Origin of the sequence: Rhodanobacter sp. DHB23, assembly GCF_014842975.1 — a bacterium.
Classification (GTDB): Bacteria; Pseudomonadota; Gammaproteobacteria; order Xanthomonadales; family Rhodanobacteraceae; genus Rhodanobacter_A.
In genome coordinates this window covers 590930-614401 of the sequence record NZ_JACYXK010000029.1, presented here as the reverse complement: position 1 = coordinate 614401, position 23472 = coordinate 590930, and the positions used below count along the sequence as shown (strand labels likewise).

General features: G+C 68.1%; 26 protein-coding genes. 12 read left to right on the top strand and 14 right to left on the bottom strand.

What is annotated here, in order from left to right:
- The first annotated feature begins 130 nt into the window (after positions 1 to 130).
- The 3 genes from IHE47_RS17480 to IHE47_RS17470 all read left to right on the top strand — a co-directional run bounded on the left by IHE47_RS17480 (position 131) and on the right by IHE47_RS17470 (position 5730).
- A complete protein-coding gene (locus IHE47_RS17480) occupies positions 131 to 3316 on the top strand; it encodes an efflux RND transporter permease subunit (RefSeq protein ID WP_192108221.1) in 3186 nt (1061 codons plus the stop codon).
- A 1-nt stretch (position 3317) separates the two neighbouring features.
- On the top strand, positions 3318 to 4766 hold the full coding sequence (locus IHE47_RS17475) for an efflux transporter outer membrane subunit (protein ID WP_192108219.1): 1449 nt from the start codon (positions 3318 to 3320) through the stop codon (positions 4764 to 4766).
- 223 nt (positions 4767 to 4989) lie between these two features.
- Positions 4990 to 5730 (top strand): SDR family NAD(P)-dependent oxidoreductase, encoded by a 741-nt coding sequence (locus tag IHE47_RS17470; protein WP_192108217.1) that lies wholly within the window; start codon positions 4990 to 4992, stop codon positions 5728 to 5730.
- A gap of 2 nt (positions 5731 to 5732) precedes the next feature.
- Here the strand turns inward: IHE47_RS17470 and IHE47_RS17465 are convergent, their stop codons facing one another.
- Positions 5733 to 6215, bottom strand: a complete 483-nt coding sequence (locus IHE47_RS17465) for a nuclear transport factor 2 family protein (protein WP_192108215.1) — start codon at positions 6213 to 6215, stop codon at positions 5733 to 5735.
- Positions 6216 to 6483: 268 nt separating this feature from the next.
- On the opposite strand from IHE47_RS17465, the gene IHE47_RS17460 reads away from it, so the two are divergent.
- The 5 genes from IHE47_RS17460 to IHE47_RS17440 all read left to right on the top strand — a co-directional run bounded on the left by IHE47_RS17460 (position 6484) and on the right by IHE47_RS17440 (position 10936).
- Positions 6484 to 6984: a hypothetical protein gene (locus IHE47_RS17460; protein ID WP_192108213.1), complete on the top strand. Its 501-nt coding sequence runs from the start codon at positions 6484 to 6486 to the stop codon at positions 6982 to 6984.
- Positions 6985 to 7109: 125 nt separating this feature from the next.
- The gene (locus tag IHE47_RS17455; protein ID WP_225562044.1) at positions 7110 to 8171 is read left to right on the top strand and encodes a histidine kinase; all 1062 of its coding nucleotides are present in this window, start codon (positions 7110 to 7112) and stop codon (positions 8169 to 8171) included.
- Positions 8168 to 8911, top strand: coding sequence for a response regulator (locus IHE47_RS17450; protein ID WP_192108209.1), 744 nt, complete (start codon positions 8168 to 8170; stop codon positions 8909 to 8911). Before IHE47_RS17455 ends, IHE47_RS17450 begins: the two co-directional genes overlap by 4 nt.
- Before the next feature lie 118 nt (positions 8912 to 9029).
- On the top strand, positions 9030 to 10007 hold the full coding sequence (locus tag IHE47_RS17445) for a PD40 domain-containing protein (protein ID WP_192108208.1): 978 nt from the start codon (positions 9030 to 9032) through the stop codon (positions 10005 to 10007).
- Between the two features lie 26 nt (positions 10008 to 10033).
- Positions 10034 to 10936: a hypothetical protein gene (locus IHE47_RS17440; RefSeq protein ID WP_192108206.1), complete on the top strand. Its 903-nt coding sequence runs from the start codon at positions 10034 to 10036 to the stop codon at positions 10934 to 10936.
- Here IHE47_RS17440 and IHE47_RS17435 read toward each other — a convergent pair whose 3' ends face one another.
- The 8 genes from IHE47_RS17435 to IHE47_RS17400 form a co-directional block, all read right to left on the bottom strand.
- A complete protein-coding gene (locus tag IHE47_RS17435) occupies positions 10937 to 12058 on the bottom strand; it encodes an AI-2E family transporter (RefSeq protein ID WP_192108204.1) in 1122 nt (373 codons plus the stop codon). It abuts the gene before it with no gap.
- Positions 12055 to 12351, bottom strand: coding sequence for a hypothetical protein (locus IHE47_RS17430; RefSeq protein WP_192108202.1), 297 nt, complete (start codon positions 12349 to 12351; stop codon positions 12055 to 12057). Before IHE47_RS17430 ends, IHE47_RS17435 begins: the two co-directional genes overlap by 4 nt.
- Entirely contained in the window at positions 12348 to 12812 is a 465-nt protein-coding gene (locus tag IHE47_RS17425; protein ID WP_192108200.1) for an ABC transporter ATP-binding protein, read from the bottom strand. Before IHE47_RS17425 ends, IHE47_RS17430 begins: the two co-directional genes overlap by 4 nt.
- Before the next feature lie 6 nt (positions 12813 to 12818).
- Positions 12819 to 13181: a DUF883 family protein gene (locus tag IHE47_RS17420; protein ID WP_192108198.1), complete on the bottom strand. Its 363-nt coding sequence runs from the start codon at positions 13179 to 13181 to the stop codon at positions 12819 to 12821.
- 35 nt (positions 13182 to 13216) lie between these two features.
- A complete protein-coding gene (locus IHE47_RS17415) occupies positions 13217 to 13375 on the bottom strand; it encodes a DUF1328 domain-containing protein (protein WP_192108380.1) in 159 nt (52 codons plus the stop codon).
- Between the two features lie 118 nt (positions 13376 to 13493).
- The gene (locus tag IHE47_RS17410; RefSeq protein WP_192108196.1) at positions 13494 to 14108 is read right to left on the bottom strand and encodes a YbhB/YbcL family Raf kinase inhibitor-like protein; all 615 of its coding nucleotides are present in this window, start codon (positions 14106 to 14108) and stop codon (positions 13494 to 13496) included.
- Between the two features lie 65 nt (positions 14109 to 14173).
- Positions 14174 to 14671: a hypothetical protein gene (locus tag IHE47_RS17405; protein WP_192108194.1), complete on the bottom strand. Its 498-nt coding sequence runs from the start codon at positions 14669 to 14671 to the stop codon at positions 14174 to 14176.
- Between the two features lie 136 nt (positions 14672 to 14807).
- Positions 14808 to 15911, bottom strand: coding sequence for a PQQ-dependent sugar dehydrogenase (locus IHE47_RS17400; protein WP_192108192.1), 1104 nt, complete (start codon positions 15909 to 15911; stop codon positions 14808 to 14810).
- A gap of 96 nt (positions 15912 to 16007) precedes the next feature.
- On the opposite strand from IHE47_RS17400, the gene IHE47_RS17395 reads away from it, so the two are divergent.
- The gene (locus tag IHE47_RS17395; RefSeq protein ID WP_192108378.1) at positions 16008 to 16220 is read left to right on the top strand and encodes a DUF3820 family protein; all 213 of its coding nucleotides are present in this window, start codon (positions 16008 to 16010) and stop codon (positions 16218 to 16220) included.
- A 223-nt stretch (positions 16221 to 16443) separates the two neighbouring features.
- On the opposite strand, the gene IHE47_RS17390 is transcribed toward IHE47_RS17395, so the two are convergent.
- The 3 genes from IHE47_RS17390 to IHE47_RS17380 form a co-directional block, all read right to left on the bottom strand.
- Entirely contained in the window at positions 16444 to 17463 is a 1020-nt protein-coding gene (locus tag IHE47_RS17390; protein WP_192108190.1) for an alpha/beta fold hydrolase, read from the bottom strand.
- Entirely contained in the window at positions 17460 to 18260 is an 801-nt protein-coding gene (locus IHE47_RS17385) for a lysophospholipid acyltransferase family protein (protein ID WP_192108188.1), read from the bottom strand. Before IHE47_RS17385 ends, IHE47_RS17390 begins: the two co-directional genes overlap by 4 nt.
- A gap of 71 nt (positions 18261 to 18331) precedes the next feature.
- Positions 18332 to 18934, bottom strand: a complete 603-nt coding sequence (locus IHE47_RS17380) for a TetR/AcrR family transcriptional regulator (protein WP_192108187.1) — start codon at positions 18932 to 18934, stop codon at positions 18332 to 18334.
- A 71-nt stretch (positions 18935 to 19005) separates the two neighbouring features.
- Between IHE47_RS17380 and IHE47_RS17375 the strand changes: the two genes are divergently transcribed.
- Entirely contained in the window at positions 19006 to 20289 is a 1284-nt protein-coding gene (locus IHE47_RS17375; protein WP_192108185.1) for an MFS transporter, read from the top strand.
- Here the strand turns inward: IHE47_RS17375 and IHE47_RS17370 are convergent.
- Positions 20286 to 20762, bottom strand: a complete 477-nt coding sequence (locus IHE47_RS17370; protein WP_192108183.1) for an Lrp/AsnC family transcriptional regulator — start codon at positions 20760 to 20762, stop codon at positions 20286 to 20288. The genes IHE47_RS17375 and IHE47_RS17370 overlap by 4 nt on opposite strands.
- A 143-nt stretch (positions 20763 to 20905) precedes the next feature.
- Between IHE47_RS17370 and phhA the strand changes: the two genes are divergently transcribed.
- Complete coding sequence (gene phhA, locus IHE47_RS17365) at positions 20906 to 21799, top strand: phenylalanine 4-monooxygenase (RefSeq protein WP_192108181.1); 894 nt, start codon at positions 20906 to 20908, stop codon at positions 21797 to 21799.
- Between the two features lie 121 nt (positions 21800 to 21920).
- Positions 21921 to 22808, top strand: coding sequence for a patatin-like phospholipase family protein (locus IHE47_RS17360; RefSeq protein ID WP_192108179.1), 888 nt, complete (start codon positions 21921 to 21923; stop codon positions 22806 to 22808).
- Positions 22809 to 22851: 43 nt separating this feature from the next.
- Here IHE47_RS17360 and IHE47_RS17355 read toward each other — a convergent pair whose 3' ends face one another.
- Positions 22852 to 23469 carry a sugar O-acetyltransferase gene (locus tag IHE47_RS17355; protein ID WP_225562043.1) on the bottom strand — a complete coding sequence of 206 codons (618 nt, stop codon included), beginning with the start codon at positions 23467 to 23469 and terminating at the stop codon, positions 22852 to 22854.
- Positions 23470 to 23472 lie beyond the last annotated feature (3 nt).

Below are 23472 nucleotides of genomic sequence, written 5' to 3'. Positions count from 1 at the left end.
CCCCTGCGTGCAGCAGGGGAGGGATGGGGTGGGGTGAAGCCCACCAGCAAAAGCCCCCCTCCCGACCTCCCCCTGCGATGCAGGGGGAGGAGCCAAGAGCCGCCCCTGGCAAGGCTCCCAAGGATTTCCCATGAAAAACATCGCCCAGTTTTTCGTCGACCGGCCCATCATGGCCGCCGTGCTTTCGCTGCTGTTCGTCATCACCGGCAGCATCGCGGTGTTCCAGTTGCCGATCAGCGAATACCCCGAAGTGGTGCCGCCCACCGTGGTGGTGCGCGCCAACTATCCCGGCGCCAATCCCAAGGTGATCGGCGAGACCGTCGCCACGCCGCTGGAGGAACAGATCAACGGCGTCGAAGGCATGCTCTACACCTCCTCGCAGGCCACCAGCGACGGCGTGATGACGCTTACCGTCACCTTCGCGCTGGGCACCGACCTCAACACCGCGCAGGTGGAAGTGCAGAACCGCGTGTCGCAGGCGCTGCCGCGTTTGCCGGAGGAAGTGCAACGGCTCGGCGTGACCACGCAGAAGAGTTCGCCCGACCTCACCATGGTGGTGCATCTCACCTCGCCCGACCAGCGCTACGACATGCTGTACCTGTCGAACTACGCGCGGCTGCACGTGAAAGACGTGCTGAACCGGTTGAACGGCGTGGGCGACGTGCAGATCTTCGGCGCCGGCGAATACTCCATGCGCGTCTGGCTCAACCCGGACCGGCTGGCCCAGCGCGGCCTCACCACCGGCGACGTGGCGGACGCGATCCGCGAGCAGAACGTGCAGGTGGCGGCCGGTGCGCTGAACGCACCGCCGGTGCACGGCAACGCCGACTTCCAACTCAACATCAACACGCAGGGTCGCCTCAGCACGGTGGATGACTTCCGCAACATCGTGCTGCGCACCGACGCCGATGGCGCCGTGGTGCACCTGGGCGACGTGGCGCGGGTGGAACTGGGCTCGGACCAGTACGCGCTGCGCAGCCTGCTGGACAACCAGCCGGCAGTGGCCATTCCGATCTTCGCACGGCCCGGCTCCAACGCCATCCAGATCTCCGACGAAGTGCGCGCCACCATGGCGCAGCTGAAGAAGGAGTTCCCGCAGGGCATCGCGTACCACATCGTGTACGACCCCACGGTGTTCGTGCGCGGCTCGATCGAGGCGGTGGCGCACACCCTGCTGGAGGCGATCCTGCTGGTGGTGCTGGTGGTGATCCTGTTCCTGCAGACCTGGCGCGCCTCGGTGATCCCGCTGATCGCGGTGCCAGTGTCGCTGATCGGCACCTTCGCGGTGATGTACGTGGTGGGCTTCTCGCTCAACGCGCTGTCGCTGTTCGGCATGGTGCTGGCGATCGGCATCGTGGTGGACGATGCCATCGTGGTGGTGGAGAACGTGGAGCGCCACATCGAGCTGGGCCAGTCGCCGAAGGAGGCTACGCGCAAGGCGATGCACGAGGTCACCGGGCCGATCGTGGCCACCGCCCTGGTGCTGTGCGCGGTGTTCATCCCCACCGCCTTCATCAGCGGCCTCACCGGCGAGTTCTACCGCCAGTTCGCGCTGACCATCGCGATCTCCACGGTGATCTCGGCGTTCAACTCGCTGACCCTGAGCCCGGCGCTGGCGGCGATCCTGCTGCTGCCGCACGGCGCGCCGAAGGACCGCCTCACCCGCGCCATCGACCGCCTGTTCGGCTGGCTGTTCCGTCCGTTCAACCGCCTGTTCCATCGCGGCGCGGAACGCTACGTGGAAGGTACGCGCAAGCTGCAGGGCAAGGGTGCGGCCGCGCTGGTGGTGTACGCGGCGTTGATCGGCCTCACCGCGTTCGGCTTCTGGCACGTACCCACCGGTTTCGTGCCGACCCAGGACAAGCAATACCTGGTGTCGTTCGCGCAACTGCCCGACGCCGCCTCGCTGGACCGCACCGAGGACGTGATCAAGCAGATGAGCGCGATCGCGCTGAAGCAGCCCGGCGTGCAGAGCGCGGTGGCCTTCCCCGGCCTGTCGGTGAACGGCTTCACCAACAGCAGCAACGCCGGCATCGTGTTCGTCACGCTGAAGCCGTTCGAGGAACGGCGCAGCGCGGATCTTTCCGCCGGTGCGATTGCCGGTGCGCTGAACGCGAAGTTCGCCGCCATCCAGGACGCCTACATCGCGATCTTCCCGCCACCGCCGGTGATGGGCCTGGGCACGATCGGCGGCTTCCGCATGCAGGTCGAGGACCGCGGCCAGCTCGGCTTCGACGAGCTGTACAAGCAGACACAGAACCTGATCGCGGCGAGCCGGAAGGAACCCGCGCTGGCCGGCCTGTTCTCCAGCTTCCAGGTGAACGTGCCGCAGGTGGACGTGGACGTGGACCGCGAGAAGGCCAAGGCCGAGGGCGTGAACCTGGGCGACGTGTACGAGACCATGCAGGCCTACCTCGGCTCGCTCTACGTCAACGACTTCAACCGCTTCGGCCGCACCTACCAGGTGAACCTGTCCGCCGAACCGTCGTTCCGCCACGACCTGGAGGACATCAGCCAGCTGAAGACGCGCAACGCGCACGGTGACATGGTGCCGCTGGGTTCCTTCGTCAGCGTGACGCACGGCGCCGGCCCGGACCGCGTGCAGCACTACAACGGCTACCCCACCGCCGAGATCAACGGCGGCCCGGCGCCGGGCTACAGCTCGGGCCAGGCACAGGCGGCGATGGAGAAGCTGGCGCAGCAGGTCCTGCCGAACGGCATGAGCTTCGAGTGGACCGACCTCACCTACCAGCAGATCCTCGCCGGCAACACCGCGATCCTGGTGTTCCCGTTGTGCGTGCTGCTGGTGTTCCTGGTGCTGTCCTCGCTGTACGAGAGCTGGTCGCTGCCGCTCGCGGTGATCCTGATCGTGCCGATGGTGCTGCTGTCCGCGATCGCCGGCGTGTGGCTGTCGGGCGGCGACAACAACATCTTCACCCAGATCGGCCTGATCGTGCTGGTAGGCCTGGCCTGCAAGAACGCGATCCTGATCGTGGAGTTCGCCCGCGAACGCCAGCATGAAGGCATGAGCCGCCACGAGGCGGTGCTGGAGGCGGCCAAGCTGCGACTGCGCCCGATCCTGATGACCTCGATCGCTTTCATCATGGGCGTGGTGCCGCTGGTGACCTCGCACGGCGCCGGCGCGGAAATGCGCCACGCGATGGGTGTGGCGGTGTTCTCCGGCATGCTCGGCGTCACCCTGTTCGGACTGATTTACACCCCGCTGTTCTACGTCGTGATTCGCGCCCTGGTGGAACGCCGCGAAGCGCGCAAGCACGCGCAGGCGAACGGCTTGCCGGCGCTGGAGGGTCATTGAGATGAAAAGCTTGCTTCGCAATACCGCGTTGTTCGCCGCCCTGGTGCTGGCCGGTTGCGCCAGCATCGGCCCCGACTACAAGGCGCCGGCCACGCCCGCACCGCAACTGCAGGGCATCGACGCGGCGCGCGAAAGCGCCGCGCAGTTCCAGGCGCAGTGGTGGAAGCAGTTCGGTGACCCGACGCTCGACGCGCTGATCCGGCGCGCCGCCGCCGGCAACCTCGACCTGCGCATCGCGCAAGCGCGGCTGGCCGAATCGCGCGCCCTGCTCGGCGGCGCCAAATCGCAATACCTGCCCGACGTGCAGGCCGGCGTTTCGTACAGCCGCAGCCGTGAGCAGACGCCGGGCTTCGATACCCAGCGCAGCACGGTCACCGCCTACCAGGCCGGCTTCGACGCCAGCTGGGAAATCGACGTATTCGGCGGCGTGCGCCGCTCGGTGGAAGCCGCGCGCGCCGACCTCGGCGCCAGCGAAGCCGGACTGCAGGACGCGCAGGTGAGCCTGTTCGCCGAAGTGGCGCGCAACTACTTCGACCTGCGTGGCACGCAGCAACGGCAGGCGATCGCCAACCGCGACATCGCCAACCAGCAGGACACGCTGAAGCTGATCCGCGCCCGCGCCGAAGTGGGCACGGCCTCCGACCAGGACGTGGCCAGCGCCGAGGCGCAACTCAGCGCGGCGCAGGCGCAGCTGCCCCTGCTCGACATGCAGGCGCATGCCGACGCGTACCGCCTCGCCGTGCTGCTGGGCGAACAGCCCGGCGCGCTGGACATCGACATCTCGCCACAGACCTTCAAGCCGATCGACGCCGTGCTGCCGATCGGCGCCGCCGGCGACGTGCTGGCGCGACGGCCCGACGTGCGCATCGCCGAGCGCGAATACGCCGCCGCCACCGCACGCATCGGCGTGGCCAAGGCGGATTTCTTCCCGCACCTCTCGCTGGGCGGCTTCCTCGGCTTCCTCGCCGGCCGCAGCAACGACTTCGGCGGCCCGTCTTCGCGGGCGTGGTCGATCGCGCCCAGCATCACCTGGAACGGCCTCAACGTGCAGCGCGTGCGCAGCGAACTGCATGCCGCCGAAGCCCGCACCGATGCCGCGCAGGCCAACTACCAGCGCACCTTGCTGGAGGCCATGGAGGACGTGGACAACGCCGTGGTCGGCTACAACCTGCAGCACGACCGCGTCGGGAAACTGGCCGCGCAGGCGCAGCAGAGCCGCCATGCCGCCGAGCTGGCCAGGGTGCGCTACGAACAGGGCGCCACCGGCTACCTCGAACTGCTCGACGCCCAACGCGTGCAACTCGCCGCGGACGATGCGCTGGCGCAGGCGCAGGCCGCCATCGACACCCGCGCAGTGGCGCTCTACAAGGCGTTGGGCGGCGGCTGGCAGGCCTGCGGCGACGACACGCATTGCACAGCGGTCGCCACGCCGGTGGCCGCCGTGCCATGAGCACTTGTATGCCGCACTCCAGGATCGCCAAAGCTCGTCATCCCGGCGAAAGCCGGACGAGCGCGCTGCGCGAAGAACGTCCGCAGGACGGCTCCGGAGGAGCGAGCGCAGCAAGTCATCCAGTGTCTTTCGTCGCGTTCCAATGGCACTGGATGACCAGACATTCGTCTGTTGAAAACCCGGCTTTCGCCGGAATGACGAGTCCGGAGTCCGGGGTATTGCCGTGAGCACGACGCGCCCCCGGCCGGCTGCGGAAGCGTCGCAGCCATCGCCCGTGCACCGCGTGGCCCTGGTCACCGGCGCAAACCGCGGGCTGGGTTTCGAAGTGGTGCGCCAGCTCGCCGTGCGCGGCTACAGCGTGCTGCTGGGTGCGCGTGACCTCGCCAAGGGAAAGCAGGCGGCCAGGCAGATCGGCGGCGACGTCGTCGCCGTACCGCTGGACGTCACCGACGCCACGCAGGTCGCCGAACTCGTCGCGTGGATAGAACGCGAACACGGCCGGCTCGACGTGCTGGTCAACAACGCCGGCGGGCACGCCGACAGCAGTGCGCGCGCCGAAAGCGCCACGGCCGCCGACGTACGCGCCGCGCTGGAAACCAACCTGATCGGCGCATGGCAACTCAGCAGTGCGCTGCTACCGTTGATGCGCCGGCATCGCTACGGCCGCATCGTCAACGTCACCAGCGGCTGCGCCAGCGTCACCGCACCCGACGCCATCGGCTATCCCGCCTACCGCGTCTCCAAGGCTGCGCTCAACGCCTATACCCGCGCGCTCGCCGCCGAGCTGGCCGGCAGCGGCATCGTGGTCAACGCGGTCTGCCCCGGCTGGCTCGCCACCGGCCTCGGCGGCCCCGGCGGCGGCCCGGTGGAACGCGGCGCCGCCAGTGTGGTCGCCGCCGCCTGCCTGCCCGAACCCGGCATCAACGGCGCGTTGTTGCGCGACGGTCAGCGCATCGCGTGGTGACCTCACTCCTTGCCTGATGCGGCATGCTGCGAATACAGCGCATGCCAGCGGCCGTCCATGTAGACGAACACGTCCGAGGAATACAGCTTGCCCCGGGTCGCGGGCACGCTGCTGACGAAGCTGAGGATCGCGGTGTCACCCTGCATCACGACCTGTTGCTCCACGGGATGAGCCTGCTGCCACGCGGCCACTTCCTGCTTCATCTTTTCCTGCGCCTGCGCGTCGCGGTTCTTCGCCGCGTGCGCCACGATGGCGGCTTTCGGCGTCGCCTTGCCGTCGGCGCCTATCGAGCGGTAGGACGGCAGCAACATGCCGTCCAGCCACGCGGCATCGCCGTGCGTCTCGGCTTCCAGCCAATGCTGGTCGACGGCTTTCACGGCCGCTGCCGTGTGCGCGGTTTCGTCCGGGTCCGCGGCAATGGTTGCCGTGGCCCACGCCAGCAACGGCACGATGACCAGAAGCGATGGAATGATCGGATGGCGCATGGCTTGCTCCCGCAGTTGATGGAGCCCGCAGCCTGCGCGATGCGGCCACCGCTTGCCGCACCGCGATGACAAGCGTGCGCAGGGCGATGACAGGCGGTCGGCGCACGCGGACAAGCGGCGGAACCGACACACGCCCGCGGCACGTCATGCTGCCGCCCATCCGCTCGTACAGGCCACTCGTCACACCTCTGCGCCGCTCGTCATCGCGATGGCGACGACGCGCAACGGTCGCGCCAGTCTTTAGCTGTCGAACCGACGGAGGCCCTCGATGCTTGTTTCCATCTTGTCCGCACTGCTCGCCACAACGACGGCTGCGGCACCGGCAAAGGCACCCTCCGGCCTGGACGCACTGGCCTGGTTCGCCGGCGACTGGCAATGCACCGGCCGGTTCGCCGACGGCCGCACCATCCGCTCGCACGAAAGCTTCGACATGGCGCTGGACGGACACTGGCTGCGCATGCGCCACGACGACGTGGCGCCGGGTCGCTATCGCGCCGAGGAATGGTGGGGCCCTGCCCCTGGCGCAAAGGGCTACATCGTGACGGTGTTCGACAATGGCGGCGGCCTGCGCCACTACGCCTCGGCCGGCTGGAACGGCGATGCGCTGGCGCTGGAAAACACCGCCGGCACCGGCTACATCGACCGCTTCGATTTCCGTCGCCTCGACGCCGCCACCTACCAGGTGGATTACAGCCACCGCGACAAAGCCGGTGCGTGGCGCACGGGCGACACGCTGCGCTGCACGAAGCCCGCCACGCCGCCACGCTGAAATACACGATGGCGCACCACCGTGCCGATGGACACTTCCGCGCGCCACGCCGCGCACGCACACTGCGCCGGTCGCGTCGGCAACGCGGCGAGGCGCAAACGATGGCCCGATTCCTTCCAGCACGCATGCGCGGCGCAGTCGTGGCGTTCGGCTTCTGGACGCTGCTGGCGCTGTCGTACGCGCTCAGCTCCGGGTTGTCCTCGATCGGCGAGGGCAATCCGCCGGCATGGCCGCGGCAACTGACGTGGAGCCTCGCCGACTACTGGCTGTGGATGCTGCTCGTGCCGCTGGTGGGCTGGCTGGGCCGGCAGGGCGCCACGCGCGGATGGCGGCGTTTCCTCGCCGTGCACGTGCCGGCCAGCCTGGGCGTGGCGCTGGCGCAACTGTTCGCGCACCTGCTGCTGTACTGGTGGCTGTGCGGCCCGGGCCGCATGCCGGTGCACACGCTGGGCGATTACCTGCGCATGCAGTTTGCCTACAACTTCCACTTCGCCCTGCTCACCTACTGGGTGGTGCTGGCGGTGCTGCGCGGGCTGGAGTCGCGCCGCCACCTGCGCGACGAGCGGCTGCGCAACGCGCGGCTCGAAACGCAACTGGTTCAGGCGCAATTGCAGGCGCTGCGCATGCAATTGCAGCCGCATTTCCTGTTCAACACGCTCAACGCTATCTCCGCGCTGGCGCTGGCCGACCCGCTGCAGGCGCGGCTGATGATCGCGCGGCTCAGCGACTTCCTGCGCCTCACGCTGGAGGAACGCCACGCGCCGCAGGTACCGCTGGCGCGCGAACTGGAGTTCCTGCGCTGCTACCTCGACATCCAGCAGGTGCGTTTCCAGGACCGCCTCAGCACGCGGCTCGACGTGGACGACGACACGCTGCACGCCGCCGTGCCCAACCTCATCCTGCAGCCCCTGGTGGAGAACGCACTGCGCCACGGCCTGCTGGCCAAGGCCGAACCCGGCAGCCTGCACGTGGCCGGCCGCCGCGACGGCGAGGTGCTGGTCCTGTGCGTGGACGACGACGGCCTGGGCCTGCCGCCCGAGGGCGCCAGCGAAGGCATCGGCCTCGCCAACACGCGCGCGCGGCTGGCGATGCTGTTCGGCGACGGGGCGCGGCTCGACCTGCGGCGGCGCGACGGCGGCGGCACGCGGGTGGAATTGCGCCTGCCCTTCCGCGAGCTGGCCGCATGAGCGCGCCGGCCATCCGCGCGCTGCTGGTGGACGACGAGGTGCTGGCGCGCCTCGCGCTGCGCCAAGCGCTGGCCGCGCACGCCGACGTGGAGATCGTCGGCGAATGCGGCCATGCCGACGAGGCGCTGCAAGCGCTGGCGGCGCTCGCGCCCGACCTGCTGTTCCTCGACATCCGCATGCCGGGCATGGACGGCTTCAAGCTGCTGCACCAGCTCAAGCCGCAGGCGTTGCCGATGGTGGTGTTCGCCACCGCCTACGGCCAGCACGCGCTGCGCGCGTTCGACGCCAGCGCGCTGGACTACCTGCTCAAGCCCATCGACCAGGCGCGCTTCGACCAGGCCATGGCGCGCGTGCGCCGGCACTGGCAGGGCTTTCAGTCGCCCGCCGCGACGGCGCCGCATGCCGCCCACCTGCAGCGCGTCAGCGTGCGCGTGGGCGAGCACATCCGGGTGATCGCCACCGAGCGCATCGACTGGATCCGCGCCGAGGGCAATTACGTGGAGATCCACGCCGACGGCGCCAGCCACCTGCACCGCGAAACGCTCAGCCACCTGCTGTCCGCGCTCGACCCGGCGCGCTTCCTGCGCATCCACCGCGGCACGGTGGTCAACGTGGAACGCATCCGCGAGGTGCATCCGCTGTTCAACGGCAACGCCGAGATCGTGCTGCGCGACGGCACCCGGCTGGACCTCAGCCGGCGCTTCCGCGCCGGCGCGCGCAGCGTGCTGGGCCTGCCCTGACCGTTCGCCACGCGTGCACGGCCGCTGGTCACGCGCCGCTGCCGCTGGTCACGAAACGGAAGAGGCGCGACGCGTCCGCGCGCAGGCTGCCGGCATCGCCCACCTGCAAGGAACGTCCATGTCCCTGCGTCATCTCGTTCTCGCCGCCTGCCTTGCCGCCCCGTTCGCCGCTCACGCACAAGCGCACGGCGAGCTGGTCGGCCCCGGCGTGATCTCCACCGGCCTGCAGGAAACCTCGGCCGCCGTGACGCCGGACGGCGACACGCTGTACTTCATGCGCTCGGACTTCGCCGAGCAGGACGACACCATCCTCGTCTCGCACCGCGCCGACGGGCACTGGGGCACGCCGCAGGTGGCTTCGTTCTCCGGGCAGTGGCACGACTCCGAGCCCACGCTGTCGCCGGACGGGCGACGCCTCTACTTCGTCTCCAACCGCCCCGTGCAGAGTGGCGGTGCGCCGGTGACGGCGGCGATGGACGGCCACCGCTTCACCGGAACCAACCTCTGGTACGTGCAGCGGCAGCCCGACGGGCATTGGGGTGCGCCGGTGCACGTGGACGGCGCGCTCAACGACGGCGCGATGATCTACAACCCCTCGGTGGCGGCCGACGGCGACATCTACTTCTCCGCGCACCGCGCCGATTCCGGCCCCGCCTACCAGATCTACGTGGCGCGCCGCACCGCGCAGGGCTACGCGACGCCGCAGCGGGTGGAGCTCGGCGACGTGGCGCACAACCGCATGGACCCGGCCATCGACCCGCAGCAACGCTTCCTCGTCTATGCCGGCAACGAGGGCGATTCGCTGGGCAGCGCCGACATCTACATCGCGTTCCGCGAGGCGGATGGCCGCTGGGGCAAGCCGCTGCATCTGTCCGGCGAGGTCAACAGCCCGTCGCTGGAGAACGCGCCTTCGCTGGGGCCGCATTTCGGCGAGCTGTACGTGTCCAGCAACCGGCGCGACGAAGTGGCCTTCCCCAAGCCGCGCGATACCGCGGCAACGCTGCAGCAGCGGCTGCAGGAACCGCTCAACGGCTCGCGCAACCTATGGCGCTTCGACATCGCCGACGTGCTGCGCGCGCACGGCATCGAACGTTGAGCGTCGCCGCGAACGGAGATCCCGCCATGGCCCGCCCTCTCGCGCTTGCCGGTGCCCTCGCGTTGGCGACGGCTCTTGCGCACCCGTCCGCCGCCGCCGACGTCGCGACGGCTGCACCGCAACCCGTCACGCTGGACGGCATCCTGCACGCCGACAGCGACGACACGCTGGCCTTCACGCCCGACGGCAACACGGTGTTCTTCGACCGCAGCGAGGGCCGGCGCAAGACCATCATGGTTTCGCACAAGGCCGGCGGCCGCTGGTCGCAACCCGAGGTCGCGGGCTTTTCCGGGCACTGGTTCGACCAGGATCCGGTGATGGCGCCCGACGGCAGCTACCTGCTGTTCGATTCGGATCGCCCGCCGACGTCCGGCGCGCAACCGCTGGTGCAGGACTATTTCGTCGGCGGCCGCGCCGCGGGCTCCAACCTCTGGCGGGTGGACCGCCACGGTGGCGGCTGGGGCGAGCCGGTCTGGCTGGGCCCGACGGTGAACAACGACGTGTTCGTCGATTTCGCCAGCATCGCCGCCGACGGCAGCCTGTATTTCATCCGCTGGGACAAGCAGGCCAAGACGATGCACACCTGGCGTGCGGAACAGCACGGTGGCCGCTACCTGGCGCCGGTGCGCGTCGGGCTGGGCGACCCCGATGTTTCCACCCACGATCCCGCGATAGCGCCGGACCGGTCCTTCATCGTGTTCGACTACGGCAAGACCAAGGGCGGCCTCGGAAGGCTGTGCATCGCCTTCCGCGAAGGCGACCACTGGAGCCGCCCGCTGGACCTCGGCGATGCCGTCAACAAGGACATGCCGTGGGGCGCGCACATCGCACCGGACGGCCACAGCGTGTACTTCACCGGGCAATCCGGCCTGTGGCGACTCGACCTGGCGCCCTGGCTGCAGCGGCACGCGGCCGGTGCGACCCGGTAACTAACGCTGCACCATGTGCCCGAACCACTCCCAGCCGCGCACGTGCTCCGCGATCAGCTTGACGCTGGTGAGCATGGGCACCGCGAGCAACGCGCCGGGGATGCCCCACAGCCAGCCCCACACCAGCAGCCAGACCAGGATGGCGATGGGGCTGAGGCGCATGCGGCGGCCGAGGATCAGCGGCGTCACCAGGTTGCCCTCGAACGCGGTGAGCCCGGCGAAGCACAGCGCGGGCAGCAAGGCGTGGGTGAGGTCGTCGAAATGCGCCAGGCCCACCAGCAGCAGCACGCTGGTGGTGACGATGGCGCCCACGTAGGGAATGAAGTTGGCGAGCATCGCCACCGCGCCCCACAGCAGCGGGTCGGGCATGCGCAGCTGCCACAGCAGCGCCGCGGTGAGCGTGCCCAGCGAAAAGTTGATGAGCAAGGTGGTGAGGATGTAGCGCGACACTTCCTGCTGGATGCCGCGCACCACCGACACCGCCTGCCGCTTGTGGCTGAAGCCGGGCGTGATCTCCACCAGGCGGCGCAGCAGCAACTCGCCATACACGAGGAAGAAGAACACCAGCAGCACCACGGTGAGCACCGCCGCCAGCACCTTGGGCGCGGTGGACACCACATCCCACGCGCTCACCGCCACGTCGACCGGCTCCGGCCTGGCACGCACGGGATGGCCGTTGACCAGGGTCTGCGTGGCGCGGTTGGCCGCTTCCAGCGGCTGGGTGAAGTGTTCGAGCTTGGGCACGAAGCTGCGGATGGTGGTGGGGGCGTCATGGAACCATTCCAGCGCCGGCGGCGTGAGCAGGCCGATGCCGGTGCCGATGCCGCCGATCAACGCCAGCATCAGCACGCTGGCGCCCAGCCAGCGCGGCAGGCCATGGCGGGCGACGCCGGCCACGATGGGGTTCAACGCCAGGCCGATGAAGGCCGCCAGCACCAGCGGGATCAGCAATGCCTTGCACAGCGTCACCGTATACAGCAGCGCCAGCAACAGGAAAGCATTGAGCAGCACGCGGATGGCGCGGAGATGGCGGCGCGTGCCCAGCACATTGCGGCGTTCGAAGCGGCCATGCGTGGGCGGTGCCACGATTTCACCCGACTCGGCAGCATCGGGCGTATTCATGCGGAAGCATCATCCGCGGCGTCGGCGCCCAGCGTCGCGAACAGGCGCACGCCTTGCGCCACGGCCTCGGCGAGTCCGCCGCGCAGCAGCGATTCCAGTCCCGGCACGCGCAACGGCGATGCATCGAGGCTGCCCAGCAGGAAACCCGCGCCGCCTGCCGCACCCAGCATCAGCGCCGGATGCCGCTGCCCGCGCGCCAGCAACGCCGCCGCGGGCGTGGCCAGCTCCGCGCGATGCGCGGCCACCCGTGCCTGCGCCGCGCGCACCTTGTCGAGTTGCCTGAACAGGCTCATGGCTTGCCCTCCCTTGCGCCTTCGCTGTCCGGCCCGGCGCGTTGCACTGTCTCGCGCATCATCGCATTCCATTCGTGGCGCGTGGCGGGCAGGCTCATCCAGTGCATGCAGCGGCGGAACAGCGCGACTGCGCCCGCGAGCAGCAGCACCTGCAGCAATGCCAGCGCCAGCAACGCCCAGATCCACGAATGGAACCACGACGCCAGCAGTGCGCCGACCAGGCCCAGCAAGGTCAGGCCCAGGGCCACGGCCGCCACGGTGGCGGCCAGCGCGGCCACCAGCAGCCACGACACCGCGCTGCGCGCCAGCCCCAGCTCGGCGGCGAGCAGGTGCAGCTGCGCGCCGGACAACCGTCGCACCGCACGGGCAAGCCCGTTCAATTCGTCCAGCAGAGACGAGGACGGCGCCGGGGACTCCGGCGCCGTCGCGCGATCCTGCCCGCGCGCGGGTTCCTCCTGCATGCGGGGTCAGCGCCGCAGCAGGCGGCCGAGCAGCCAGCCCGCACCCAGTGCGATGGCCACGGACTGCACCGGCTTCTCGCGCACGTAGTCGCGCACCTGCCCCAGCCACTCGTCCGCGCGATCCATCGTGGCGTCATAGGCGGCGCGGCCGCGCTCGCTGGCGTCGGCGAACTTGTCGCTGGCCTGGTGCGCGCCGGCGGCGACCTTGTCGGTGGCGCGGTGCAGGCTGGCCTCGATATGGTCGGCGGCGCGGCCCACCGCTTCCTTGGTGCCCGCCACCGCGCTGGACGTGGCCTGCTTGATGCGCTCGGCCCCGTCGTCGATGCGGCTGGAGCCGCCGTTGTCGGTAGTCGCCGGATGCTGGTTCATGTTGCCTCCTTGAAGCCATGCCATGGAATGTCGATTCACTTCGCGCGCCGCAGGAACGCGACGATCGCCAGGAGCAGGAACGCGACGAACAGGACCTTCGCGACCAGCGCCGCCACGCCCCCGATGAAACCGCCGAAGCCCAGCGCAGCGGCGACGACGGCGACGATCAGGAAAATCAGCGCGTAGTGAAGCATGGCCTTGCCCTCTTGAACGAATACCGACCACGGCATGCCGGCCGCGTGTCGCCATTCATCCACAACGGGCGCGTTCCGGACGTGAAGGCGCGGGCCCGCGGCGCCTCCACGCCTGCATTCACAACGGGGCGATCGTGTACGTGCCCATCAACTCCGCCTCCGCCAGCACGTGGCCGCGCATCGCCTCGCGCAACTCGGCCAGCGTGAAGCCGCCGCGCAGGTCCAGCTTCGCCACGTCCAGCGCGTGGATGCGGAAATGGTAGTGGTGCACGATGCTGTCGTTCCACGGCGGGCACGGGCCGTCGTAGCCGAGGTAGTCGCCGCCCATGTCGGCGTCGCCCGCGAACCAGCCGGTGTAGTCGTTCAAGCCCTGCACGCTGCCCGGCGGGCCGATGGGATCGCGCTTGCCGCGCGGCGTGATGCCGTCGCAGCAGGAACCCTCGCCCAGTTCGCCGCATTCCTCGGGAATGTTCGCCATCAGCCAGTGCACGAATTCCACGCGCGGCAGGTCGGCGGGCACCACGCGGCCCGCCTTGTTCACATCGTCGCCGCGGCTGGGCACGTCGGTGTCGATGCAGGTGAGCACGAAGGAGCGCGTGCCTTGCGGCGCATCCCTCCAAGCCAGGTGCGGGCTGCGGTTGTCCGACAACGCCACCGGGTGGCCGGGCTTGCCGAAGGCGTTGGCGGTGGGGATGGGCTGGTTCTCGCTGAGGTTGTCGCTGCGCAGTTGCATGGGGACTCCGGGATCGGGGATATGTGTCGCATGAAGAGGAAGTTCTTTCTGGATCGTGATTTGCGCTAGCTTGATGAATTAGTGAATACGATACAGATCAAAATGTAAAAAACCATTGAAACCATGGGAAGTATTGGTAGTTTCATGTAACTACCAATTCGCCAATTTCGAAGAGCCTCTTCTGGACTTGTTTTGTAAATTTCTTGCGAATTGAATTTGACATTCATGGCATACAAAATCGCACCGCGATTTGTATTTAGCGTTACCGCTGACACTTTAATATTACTACCCTCTGGGAGTTTAGAAAGTACAGCACATGGCGCACCACCACCTGAATAGGTTGCTCCACAATATAATCCTTTCCCATCGATTTGGCTTAAGCCAATACGCCCGATGGGAAGATATGAAGAAGGCCCGGATATATCTGTCGTTTGGCTGAAGCTCGACAGATTAGGCGCGAACTCCCTAACTTTCATTAGTTGATAAGCACCCACCATTAAGAAAATGGTCAGTCCAATTGAAATTTTTACCAGCAATGATCTTGTCATAACGCCCTCTTCCAAGCGAAAAACCCGATCCAGAGTGAACTGACCATTCTTTGCCTGTCATCCCGGCGCAGGCCGGGATCCAGTGGCGATCACGCATGACCGAGCCATGCCGTCACTGGATTCCGGCCTGCGCCGGAATGACGAGCAAAAACTAATCCTTCGCGTCGTACGTCACGCGGTAAACCGCACCCGCCAGATCGTCGCTCACCAGCACGCTGCCGTCGGGCAGCGGCTGCACGTCCACCGGGCGGCCCCAGGCCTGTTCGTCCTGTTCGAAGCCGGTGATCAGCGGCTGGTAGCTGGCCACCTTGTTGCCATCGAGTTGCACGGTCATCACGCGATAGCCGGATTTCTTGCTGCGGTTCCACGAGCCGTGTTCGGCGATCAGGATCGCGCCCCTGTAGCTGGCCGGGAACTGTTTGCCTTCGTAGAAGCGCATGCCCAGCGAGGCCACGTGCGCGCCGAGTTTCAGCACCGGCGGCGTGTAGTCCTTGCAGGAATGACCCTTGCCGAACTCGGGATCGAGGGTGTCGCCCTGGTGGCAATAGGGAAAGCCGAAGTCCTCGCCCACGTGCGAGAGGCGGTTCAATTTGTCGCTGGGCATGTCGTCGCCCATCATGTCGCGGCCGTTGTCGGTGAACCACAGCTGGTGCGAACCGGGACGCCAGTCGAAGCCCACGGTGTTGCGGATCCCGTAGGCGATGTCCTGCGCGCCGCTGCCGTCGGCATTCATGCGGGTGAGCTTGGCGAAGTCCTTGCCCTTGTCGCAGACGTTGCAGGGCGCGCCGATCGGCACGTAGAGCTTGCCGTCCGGGCCGAAGGCGATGAAGCGGCCGCCGTGATGGGTCTCGGTGGGCAGCTTGTCGGTGACCAGTTCGGGCTTCGGCGGGTCGTCGAGGTGGTCCTCGATGTCGCGCAGCACGTAGATGCGGCTCACCGCGGAGACATAGAGGTCGCCGTCGTGGAAGGCCACGCCGATCGGCATTTCCAGGCCGCTGGCGATCACCCGCACCTTGTCGGCGTGGCCGTCGTGCCGCGTGTCGGTGAGCGCGTAGACCTTGCCCACGCCGAACGAACCCACGAACACCGTGCCCTTCGCGCCCAGCGCGATTTCGCGCGCGTTCGACACCTGGTCGGAATACACCGCGATGTGGAAGCCCCTGGGCAGCGTGAGCTTGTCCAGCTGCACCGCGCCGAACGCGGGCTGGGCAAGCAGCAGCGGGGCAAGCAGGGACAGGAGCGATCGCAGGCGCATGGCACGACTCCGGGTCGACGGGTTGCCAAGCGTATACCCATGCCGTGCGGCGCGCCGACCCTGCTAACGTGCGCCAGCATGAGCGAACCGGATCAACTGCAAGGCGACGATCTCAAGCGGCTGGTGACCATGCGCATGCCGTTCGGCAAGTACAAGGGCCACCTGATCGCCGACCTGCCCGGCGCCTATCTCGCATGGTTCGCGCGCGAGGGTTTCCCGCGCGGCGAACTCGGCCGGTTGCTCGCGCTGATGCTGGAGATCGACCACAACGGCCTGAAGCGTTTGCTTGATCCGTTGCGGGAGCCGTAGGGCAGCGTGAGCGTTGCGGGTGAACCCCTCTCCCGCCTGCGGGAGAGGGTGCCCGACCTGCAGGCGCAGGATGCGCCTGCGGAACAGCGAAGCTGGCCCCGCAGGGGCGAGCGACAGGGATGGCGCGAGTCAGGGCGGGAGAGGGCTCGGCTTTCGCAAGATTGCAAAAGCGCCCGCTCCCCCAACCCCTCTCCCGCAAGCGGGAGAGGGGAATTGCGCAAGATCAGGCCTTCCCCAGCGTGCCGTCCGCCAGCGCGTTGAACCGCGTCGCGATGTAGTCGTCGGTGAAGCTGGTCATGTCGCGGCCGCGGATGAAGCCGCAATGGCCGCCGTAATCGGCGATGTCCAGCTCCACGTTCGGCGGCAGGCGCAGTTGCTCGAACGCGTCCACCGGGATCACCGGGTCGTCGCGCGCGGTGAGGATGGTGGCGGGAATCTGCATAGCCAGCATGGCCTCGCCGGCCACCGAGTAGCCGTCCAGGTACTGCTGCAGCGTCTTGAAGTCGGTATGCCGCAGCACCATCGCCTCGGTCAGGCCGCGCAGGTCCTGCTTCAGCTCGGACATCTCGAAATACTCGTGCTGCGGAAAGGCCTTCTGCTTGGCCTGCAGCGAATGGCGCCACTTGCGCATGAAGTACGCCTGGTAGAACCACGGCGCGGATTCCTCCAGCGAGAACAGGCCCTCGCTGGGATCGATGATCGGGCACACCGCCAGCACGTAGCCCAGCGGAATGCCGACGCGCGAGGTTTGCAACGCGGCGCGCAGGGCGAAGTTGCCGCCCAGCGAAAAGCCCATCAGCGCCATCGGGCGCGCCGGCCAGCGCTCGGCGATGTCACCCAGCGCATGCACCACCTCGTCGATGCGACAGGAATGAAACAGCGCCTCGTTGAGCCCGTGGCTGTCGCCGTGGTCGCGGAAATTCAGCCGGAAGATGTCCCAGCCATCGGCGAGCAGCCGGCTACCGGTCTGCAGCACGTAGGTGGAATCGACGCTGCCTTCCCAGCCGTGGAACAGCACGGCGAGTCCGCGCGCTTCGGGGCGGCTCTTTTGCGCGGTGAACGCGCCGGTGAGGCGCACGCCGCCGCCGCCATCCACCATCACCGCTTCGGCGCCTTCCTGCACCGCATGCGCGGTACGCGGCAGCAGCAGCCGGCGCACGCCGCTGGAGGAAAGCATGGTCTGGACATGCCCGCTGGTGAGCGGCCAGGGCGGACGGAAATCCTTTCCGCGCGGCAGGTTCATGCAGCGCGATCCTCCAACGCCGCGGCGATGCGTTCGCGCGACAGCTCGGCCATCTTGCGGCGCGCGTCGGGGCTGGCCGGCACGGGCTGCAGGAAGTGCACCTCCGCATCCATCGGCGCGCTGCCGAGCAGGCGCAGGAAATTGCCCATGAAGCTCTCGTGTTCGCGGAAGCCGGCGTCGACGATGCGCCTGCCGTCGCGCGCGAAGCGCAGCGCCACCGGCTGCAGTTGCGTCCCGGCATCCAGTGCGGCCTGGAAGATGCGCGCATGGAACACCTTGAGCACGCCGTCGTGGCCGGTGCCGCCCTCGGGGAACACCGCCACCGAACGGCCGGCGCGCAGGCGTTCCACCATCACCTGCATCACCGCGGCCAGCGAGTGGTTGCTGCCGCGACGATGGAAGATCGTGCCGCCGCTGGCCGCCAGCCAGCCCACCAGCGGCCAGCGCGCGATCTCCGCCTTGGCCACGAAACAGACCGCGCGCTGCGAATGCAGCAGCACGATGTCGATCCACGAGGTGTGGTTGGCCACGAACAGCACCGGGTCGGCCAGCGGCTGGCCCATGCGCACCGAACGCAGGCCGAAGATGCGCAGCAGGGCGGTGGACCACCAGCGGATCAGCTTGTGCGCGAACGGCTCGCGACCGTCCTTCATCACGCTGTTGCGGTTCCAGCTCATCACGAACGCGGCCAGCAGTATCGCCAGCACGATATGCAGCAGCAGCAACGGCACGCGCCACAGGTAGCGCAGCGGTTGCAGTGGGTTGCGCGGGGGCGCGGCGGGGGCGTCGGTGCTCATCAGTCGGCTAGTTTAGCCTCAGTCGGCGACGGGTTTGACCATGCCGATGCGCATGTTCCGCGACCGGCCGCTCAGCTGCCGAGGCTGGCCTCGATCAGCGCGCGCGCCACCTTGCCCAGCGCCTTCGCGGGGCCGCCGCGGCCGAAGGTCTGGCCGGACACGTAGCTGCCTTCGATCAGCAGCAGCAGGCCGTCCGCCAGGGTTTCCGCGTCGGCGGCGCCCATCGCGCGGCACAGCTCGCGCAGGCGCTTGCGCAGGGTGCGCTTGCTCTCCACCGCCACCTTGTGCGCGGGGTGCTCGCGCCCGGGGTATTCGATCACCGCGTTGGTGAGGCCGCAGCCGCGGTAGCCGTCGCTGGAGGCGCGCGAGGCCAGGCCGTCCAGGTAAGCCAGCAGCTGGGCCCTGGGGTCGCCGGGATGTTCCACCGACGGCGCCTCGAAGACGCGGCAGAAGCGCTCGTTGTAGTCGCGCAGGTAGTCCGCCGCCAGTTCGTCCTTGGATTCGTAGGCACGGTACAGGCTGGGCTTGGTGACGCCGGCGCGGCTGACGATCTCCTCCACGCCGACGGCGCGGATGCCCTCGCGGTAGAACAGTTCGAAGGCGGTGTCGCGGATGCGGTCGGCGGCGCGGGCAGGTGCTTCGGCGGCTGGTGCAGGCTTGGCTCGGGTGGACATGATCGGTGCTCGTTGACAATGTTACCGATCGGTACGTATGCTGCGCGAACCAAACCGTACCGATCGGTAACATGACTATAGCGCACCCCCGCCTTCGCGGCCAGAACTACGCCTTCGTGGTGGTGGCCGTGGTGTTCCTCGCCCTGCTGGTCTCCGCCGGCATGCGCGCCACCCCGGGCGTGCTGATGCTGCCGCTGGGCCGCGCCTTCGGCTGGAGCCGCGACAGCATCTCGGCCGCCGCCGCGGTGGGCATCCTGCTGTACGGCCTGATGGGACCGTTCGCGGCGGCGCTGATGCAGCGCTTCGGCATCCGCCGCGTGCTGATGTCGGCACTGGCGGTGATGGGCCTCGCCGCGGCATCCAGCGCGCTGATGACGCAGCCATGGCAACTGGTGGCGAGCTGGGGCGTGCTGTCCGGCATGGGTACCGGCTGCGTGGCGGTGGTGCTGAGCGCCACCGTGACGGGCCGCTGGTTCAGCACGCACCGCGGCCTGGTGATGGGCCTGCTCACCGCCAGCACCGCCACCGGCACCCTGATCTTCCTGCCCGGCCTCGCGGCGCTCTCGGAATACGCCGGCTGGCGCGCGGTGGTGCTGCTGCTCGCCGCGCTGTGCGTGGCGCTGATCCCGCTGGTGCTGTGGCTGCTGCCGGAGCGCCCGGCCGACATCGGCCTGACCCGCTACGGTGCACCGCCCGGCGAACCCGCCGACATCGGCATGCCCTCCGGCAACCTGCTCGCGCTCACGCTGGGTGCGCTGCGGCGGGCCAGCGGCAGCAGCGCGTTCTGGTTGCTGTTCGCCACCTTCTTCGTCTGCGGCTTCACCACCAACGGCCTGATCGGCACGCACTTCATCGCGCTGTGCGGCGACCACGGCATCCCCGAGGTGCGCGCGGCCAGCCTGCTGGCGATGATGGGCATCTTCGACCTGCTGGGCACCACGGCTTCGGGCTGGCTCACCGACCGCGCCGACCCGCGCAAGCTGCTGTTCGCCTATTACGGGCTGCGCGGCCTGTCGCTGATCTACCTGCCGTATTCGGATTTCTCGCTGCAAAGCCTGTCGCTGTTCGGCGTGTTCTACGGGCTGGACTGGATCGCCACCGTGCCGCCCACGCTGCGCCTCACCACCGAGGCCTTCGGCGAGCGCGACGCGCCGGTGGTGTTCGGCTGGGTGGTGGCCGGCCACCAGGTCGGCGCTGCCGTGGCGGCCTTCATGGCCGGCGTGCTGCGCGTGCAACTGGGCAGCTACCTGATGCCGTTCGTGATCGCCGGCGCGAGCGGTGTGGTGGCGGCCTTCCTCGCGTTGCGCATCCGCCGCGCGCGCAATGCGCTCGCGCCGGTCGCCGAGGCGGCCTAGCGCTCCAATTGCGCCAGTGGGAGCGACGACGAACGTTTCACCGTGCGCAGCACGAAGCTGGAATTCACGTCGGCCACGCCGGCGTCGTTGAGCAGGCGGTCGAGCAGGAAGCGCGAGAAGTCCGCGAGGTCGGCCACGAAGACGTGCAGCAGGTAATCCATGTCGCCGGTGAGCGCATGGCAGGCCACCACCTCGTCCCAGCCGCCGATGCGCTCCACGAAGCGCTCGATCATCGCCGCCTCGTGCTTCACCAGCTGCACGCGCACGAAGGCCTGCAGGCCCAGCCCCACCACCTGCGGATCGACCTGCGCGGCGTAGCCCGTGATGACTTTGTCCGCCTCCAGCCGCTGCAGGCGGCGCAGACAGGCCGAGGGCGACAGGTTCACCCGCTCGGCCAGCTCGGCATTGGTGATGCGGCCCTCGGTCTGCAGCACGGCGAGCAGGCGCAGGTCGATGCGATCCAGTGTGGTCATGCACGATACCTCGACGCCATTACCCTTGGGCGCACGAATATTGCGTCCATGGCCCGCCACTGCGCAACATCACAAACTTCGTGCGGCAACTCCGCCGTATGCTCTTGTCATCATCCACGCGATCGGCAAGCCCGGAGCCCGCCATGCAAGACACCACGCCCCGCAAGGTCGAACACCAGCAGACCGACCGCGGTTACATCCCGGTCTACGCGACCGGCGTGGTCGAGCAGCCGTGGGACAGCTACACGCGCACCGACCACGAGGTGTGGGACACCTTGTACAAGCGCCAGCGCGAACTGCTGCCCGGGCGCGCCTGCAAGGAGTTCCTCGCCGGCGTCGAGCGTTTCGGCCTGGGCGACGGTGGCATCCCGAAGTTCTCCGAACTCAACAAGGTGCTGGCCGAGGCCACCGGCTGGGAGCTGGTGGCGGTGGAAGGCCTGCTGCCGGACGAGGTGTTCTTCGACCACCTCGCCAACCGCCGCTTCCCGGTGAGCTGGTGGATCCGCAAGCCGGACCAGCTCGACTACCTCAGCGAACCCGACCTGTTCCACGACCTGTTCGGCCACGTGCCGCTGCTGCTCAACCCGGTGTTCGCCGACTACATGCAGGCCTACGGCCGCGGCGGCATGAAGGCGTTCCGCATCGGCCCCGAGGCGTTGATGAACCTCACGCGCCTGTACTGGTACACGGTGGAATTCGGCCTGATCGACACCGGTGAAGGCATGCGCATCTACGGCGCCGGCATCGTCAGCTCCAAGGGCGAATCCATCTACTGCCTCGACTCGCCCGCACCGAACCGCATCGGCTTCGGCCTGGAGCGCGTGATGAGCACGCGCTACCGCATCGACACCTACCAGCAGACCTATTTCGTGATCAACAGCTTCGAGCAGCTGTTCGAAGCCACCCATCCCGACTTCACGCCGATCTACGCGAAGCTCAAGACCGAGCCCGCACATGCGGCCGCCGACATGCTGGAGGGGGACCGCGTGTTCAATCGCGGCACGCGCGAAGGGTTCGCCACCGGCGCGGATACCTGAGCTGCATTTGCACACGCGCGAATCGAGCCGGCCCTGTGCCGGCTTTTTCGTATCGCGGCCTTGCATCGGATCGGCGACGCCTCCATGCGATGGACTTGTCCACCCGCCATGCAGGGAAACCATGCTCGTCGAATCGCTCGCCAGCCTCGACCTTGCCTCCATCGACACCCTGATCTTCGCCGGCGGCGGCAACCGCTGCTGGTGGCAAGCGGGCGCGATCTCGCATCTGCTGGCGCAGCACTGGCGATTGCCCACGCAACTCGTGGGTACCAGCGGCGGCGCCGCCGTGGCTGCCGCCTTCCTCACCGCCGGGCCGCAAGCTGCGCTTGCGAGCTGCCAGCGTCTGTATGCCGGGCAGGTTCGCATGTTCGAATGGCGCGGCCTGCTGCGCGGGCGACTGCACTATGCGCATCGCCGCATCTATCCGGCATGGCTGGCCAGTTTCGTCGATGCCGAGCATTTCCAGGCGCTGCGGCAGTCGAGGCATCGTCTGCAGGTGGCGATCACCCGGCCGGCGCGCTGGCTGGGACTGCGCGGCTCCATTGGAATCGCTACGCTGACCTACCTCGCGGACAAGTTCCTGCGCGGGCCATTGCATCCCAGGCTGCCGCGCCGACTCGGCCTGCGACAGGAATTCCGCGCGCTGCACGATTGCAGCAGCCTCGGCGACGCCCACGCATTGCTGGCGGCTGCAGGCGCCGCACTCCCTTTCATCCCTGCGCGATGCATCGATGGCGAATACGCCTTCGACGGCGGCTACATCGACAATGCGCCGCTGCCGCCGCAAAGCGACAGCGAGAAAGCGCGAACGCTCGTGTTGTTGACCCGCCACTATCCGAAGTTGCCTTCCCTGTTTCGCGTCAACGGGCGCAACTATTGGCAACCCGGCACGCGTGTACCTGTGGGCATGCTCGACTGCACGGTGCGCGCCACGGTGCTCGACGCATGGGCGCTGGGGGAGCGCAACGCGCAGGAAGCGCTCATGAGCGGCAGGCTAAGCATCGCGTGAGCGCGGCCGATGCCCCGCGCTTATCCAGGTGACAGGTGACGCTTCATTCAGCACCACCCTCGAGAGGCGCCTCATCGCTGACCGAACGGATGAAGCGCGCCGGATTTCCTGCCACGAAGCTATTCGGCGGTACATCCTTGGTAACGACGGAACCAGCAGCCACGACCGAGTTCTCGCCCACCGTCACTCCACCGATGATGATTGCGCCAGCCGCGACCCACACGTTTCGCTCGATCACGATGCGCTTTCCGACCGTGACGGATCTGCGCTGCGACGGGGCCAGCGGATGGCCTGCCGTGATGATGCTGACATTCGGTCCGATCATCACGTCGTCCCCGATGTGGATGCCGCCGAGGTCATAGAAGGTGCAGTTCTGATTCACGAAGACATTCCGGCCGACGCGAATTTCGTCGCCGCCGGCCGTGTAGAAAGGCGGGATGAGCATGAAGCTCTCGTCCACCGTCTGGCCTGTGAGTTCGCTGAACACGGCGCGGACTTCGTCGGCGTCGTTGAACGTCAAGCGGTTGAGCACGGCGGTGATCTGCGCTGCCCGTTTGACGTTGGCCACCATCTTCGCCGATTCCGGCGTTCGCCGGTGGACTACCTTGATGCGATGGTCGCCTTCCATTCGGTGCTCTGTATCCACGCTGCCCGCCATCATGGA

Excerpts from the sequence above, each read along its gene's own strand:
- IHE47_RS17480 (WP_192108221.1), top strand. The coding sequence starts at position 131 with ATGAAAAACATCGCCCAGTTTTTCGTCGACCGGCCCATCATGGCCGCC.
- IHE47_RS17475 (WP_192108219.1), top strand. The coding sequence starts at position 3,318 with ATGAAAAGCTTGCTTCGCAATACCGCGTTGTTCGCCGCCCTGGTGCTG.
- IHE47_RS17465 (WP_192108215.1), bottom strand. The coding sequence starts at position 6,215 with ATGCGCCATCCGATCATTCCATCGCTTCTGGTCATCGTGCCGTTGCTG.
- IHE47_RS17460 (WP_192108213.1), top strand. The coding sequence starts at position 6,484 with ATGCTTGTTTCCATCTTGTCCGCACTGCTCGCCACAACGACGGCTGCG.
- IHE47_RS17455 (WP_225562044.1), top strand. The coding sequence starts at position 7,110 with ATGCGCGGCGCAGTCGTGGCGTTCGGCTTCTGGACGCTGCTGGCGCTG.
- IHE47_RS17450 (WP_192108209.1), top strand. The coding sequence starts at position 8,168 with ATGAGCGCGCCGGCCATCCGCGCGCTGCTGGTGGACGACGAGGTGCTG.
- IHE47_RS17445 (WP_192108208.1), top strand. The coding sequence starts at position 9,030 with ATGTCCCTGCGTCATCTCGTTCTCGCCGCCTGCCTTGCCGCCCCGTTC.
- IHE47_RS17440 (WP_192108206.1), top strand. The coding sequence starts at position 10,034 with ATGGCCCGCCCTCTCGCGCTTGCCGGTGCCCTCGCGTTGGCGACGGCT.
- IHE47_RS17435 (WP_192108204.1), bottom strand. The coding sequence starts at position 12,058 with ATGAATACGCCCGATGCTGCCGAGTCGGGTGAAATCGTGGCACCGCCC.
- IHE47_RS17430 (WP_192108202.1), bottom strand. The coding sequence starts at position 12,351 with ATGAGCCTGTTCAGGCAACTCGACAAGGTGCGCGCGGCGCAGGCACGG.
- IHE47_RS17425 (WP_192108200.1), bottom strand. The coding sequence starts at position 12,812 with ATGCAGGAGGAACCCGCGCGCGGGCAGGATCGCGCGACGGCGCCGGAG.
- IHE47_RS17420 (WP_192108198.1), bottom strand. The coding sequence starts at position 13,181 with ATGAACCAGCATCCGGCGACTACCGACAACGGCGGCTCCAGCCGCATC.
- IHE47_RS17415 (WP_192108380.1), bottom strand. The coding sequence starts at position 13,375 with ATGCTTCACTACGCGCTGATTTTCCTGATCGTCGCCGTCGTCGCCGCT.
- IHE47_RS17410 (WP_192108196.1), bottom strand. The coding sequence starts at position 14,108 with ATGCAACTGCGCAGCGACAACCTCAGCGAGAACCAGCCCATCCCCACC.
- IHE47_RS17400 (WP_192108192.1), bottom strand. The coding sequence starts at position 15,911 with ATGCGCCTGCGATCGCTCCTGTCCCTGCTTGCCCCGCTGCTGCTTGCC.
- IHE47_RS17390 (WP_192108190.1), bottom strand. The coding sequence starts at position 17,463 with ATGAACCTGCCGCGCGGAAAGGATTTCCGTCCGCCCTGGCCGCTCACC.
- IHE47_RS17385 (WP_192108188.1), bottom strand. The coding sequence starts at position 18,260 with ATGAGCACCGACGCCCCCGCCGCGCCCCCGCGCAACCCACTGCAACCG.
- IHE47_RS17380 (WP_192108187.1), bottom strand. The coding sequence starts at position 18,934 with ATGTCCACCCGAGCCAAGCCTGCACCAGCCGCCGAAGCACCTGCCCGC.
- IHE47_RS17375 (WP_192108185.1), top strand. The coding sequence starts at position 19,006 with ATGACTATAGCGCACCCCCGCCTTCGCGGCCAGAACTACGCCTTCGTG.
- IHE47_RS17370 (WP_192108183.1), bottom strand. The coding sequence starts at position 20,762 with ATGACCACACTGGATCGCATCGACCTGCGCCTGCTCGCCGTGCTGCAG.
- phhA (WP_192108181.1), top strand. The coding sequence starts at position 20,906 with ATGCAAGACACCACGCCCCGCAAGGTCGAACACCAGCAGACCGACCGC.
- IHE47_RS17360 (WP_192108179.1), top strand. The coding sequence starts at position 21,921 with ATGCTCGTCGAATCGCTCGCCAGCCTCGACCTTGCCTCCATCGACACC.
- IHE47_RS17355 (WP_225562043.1), bottom strand. The coding sequence starts at position 23,469 with ATGATGGCGGGCAGCGTGGATACAGAGCACCGAATGGAAGGCGACCAT.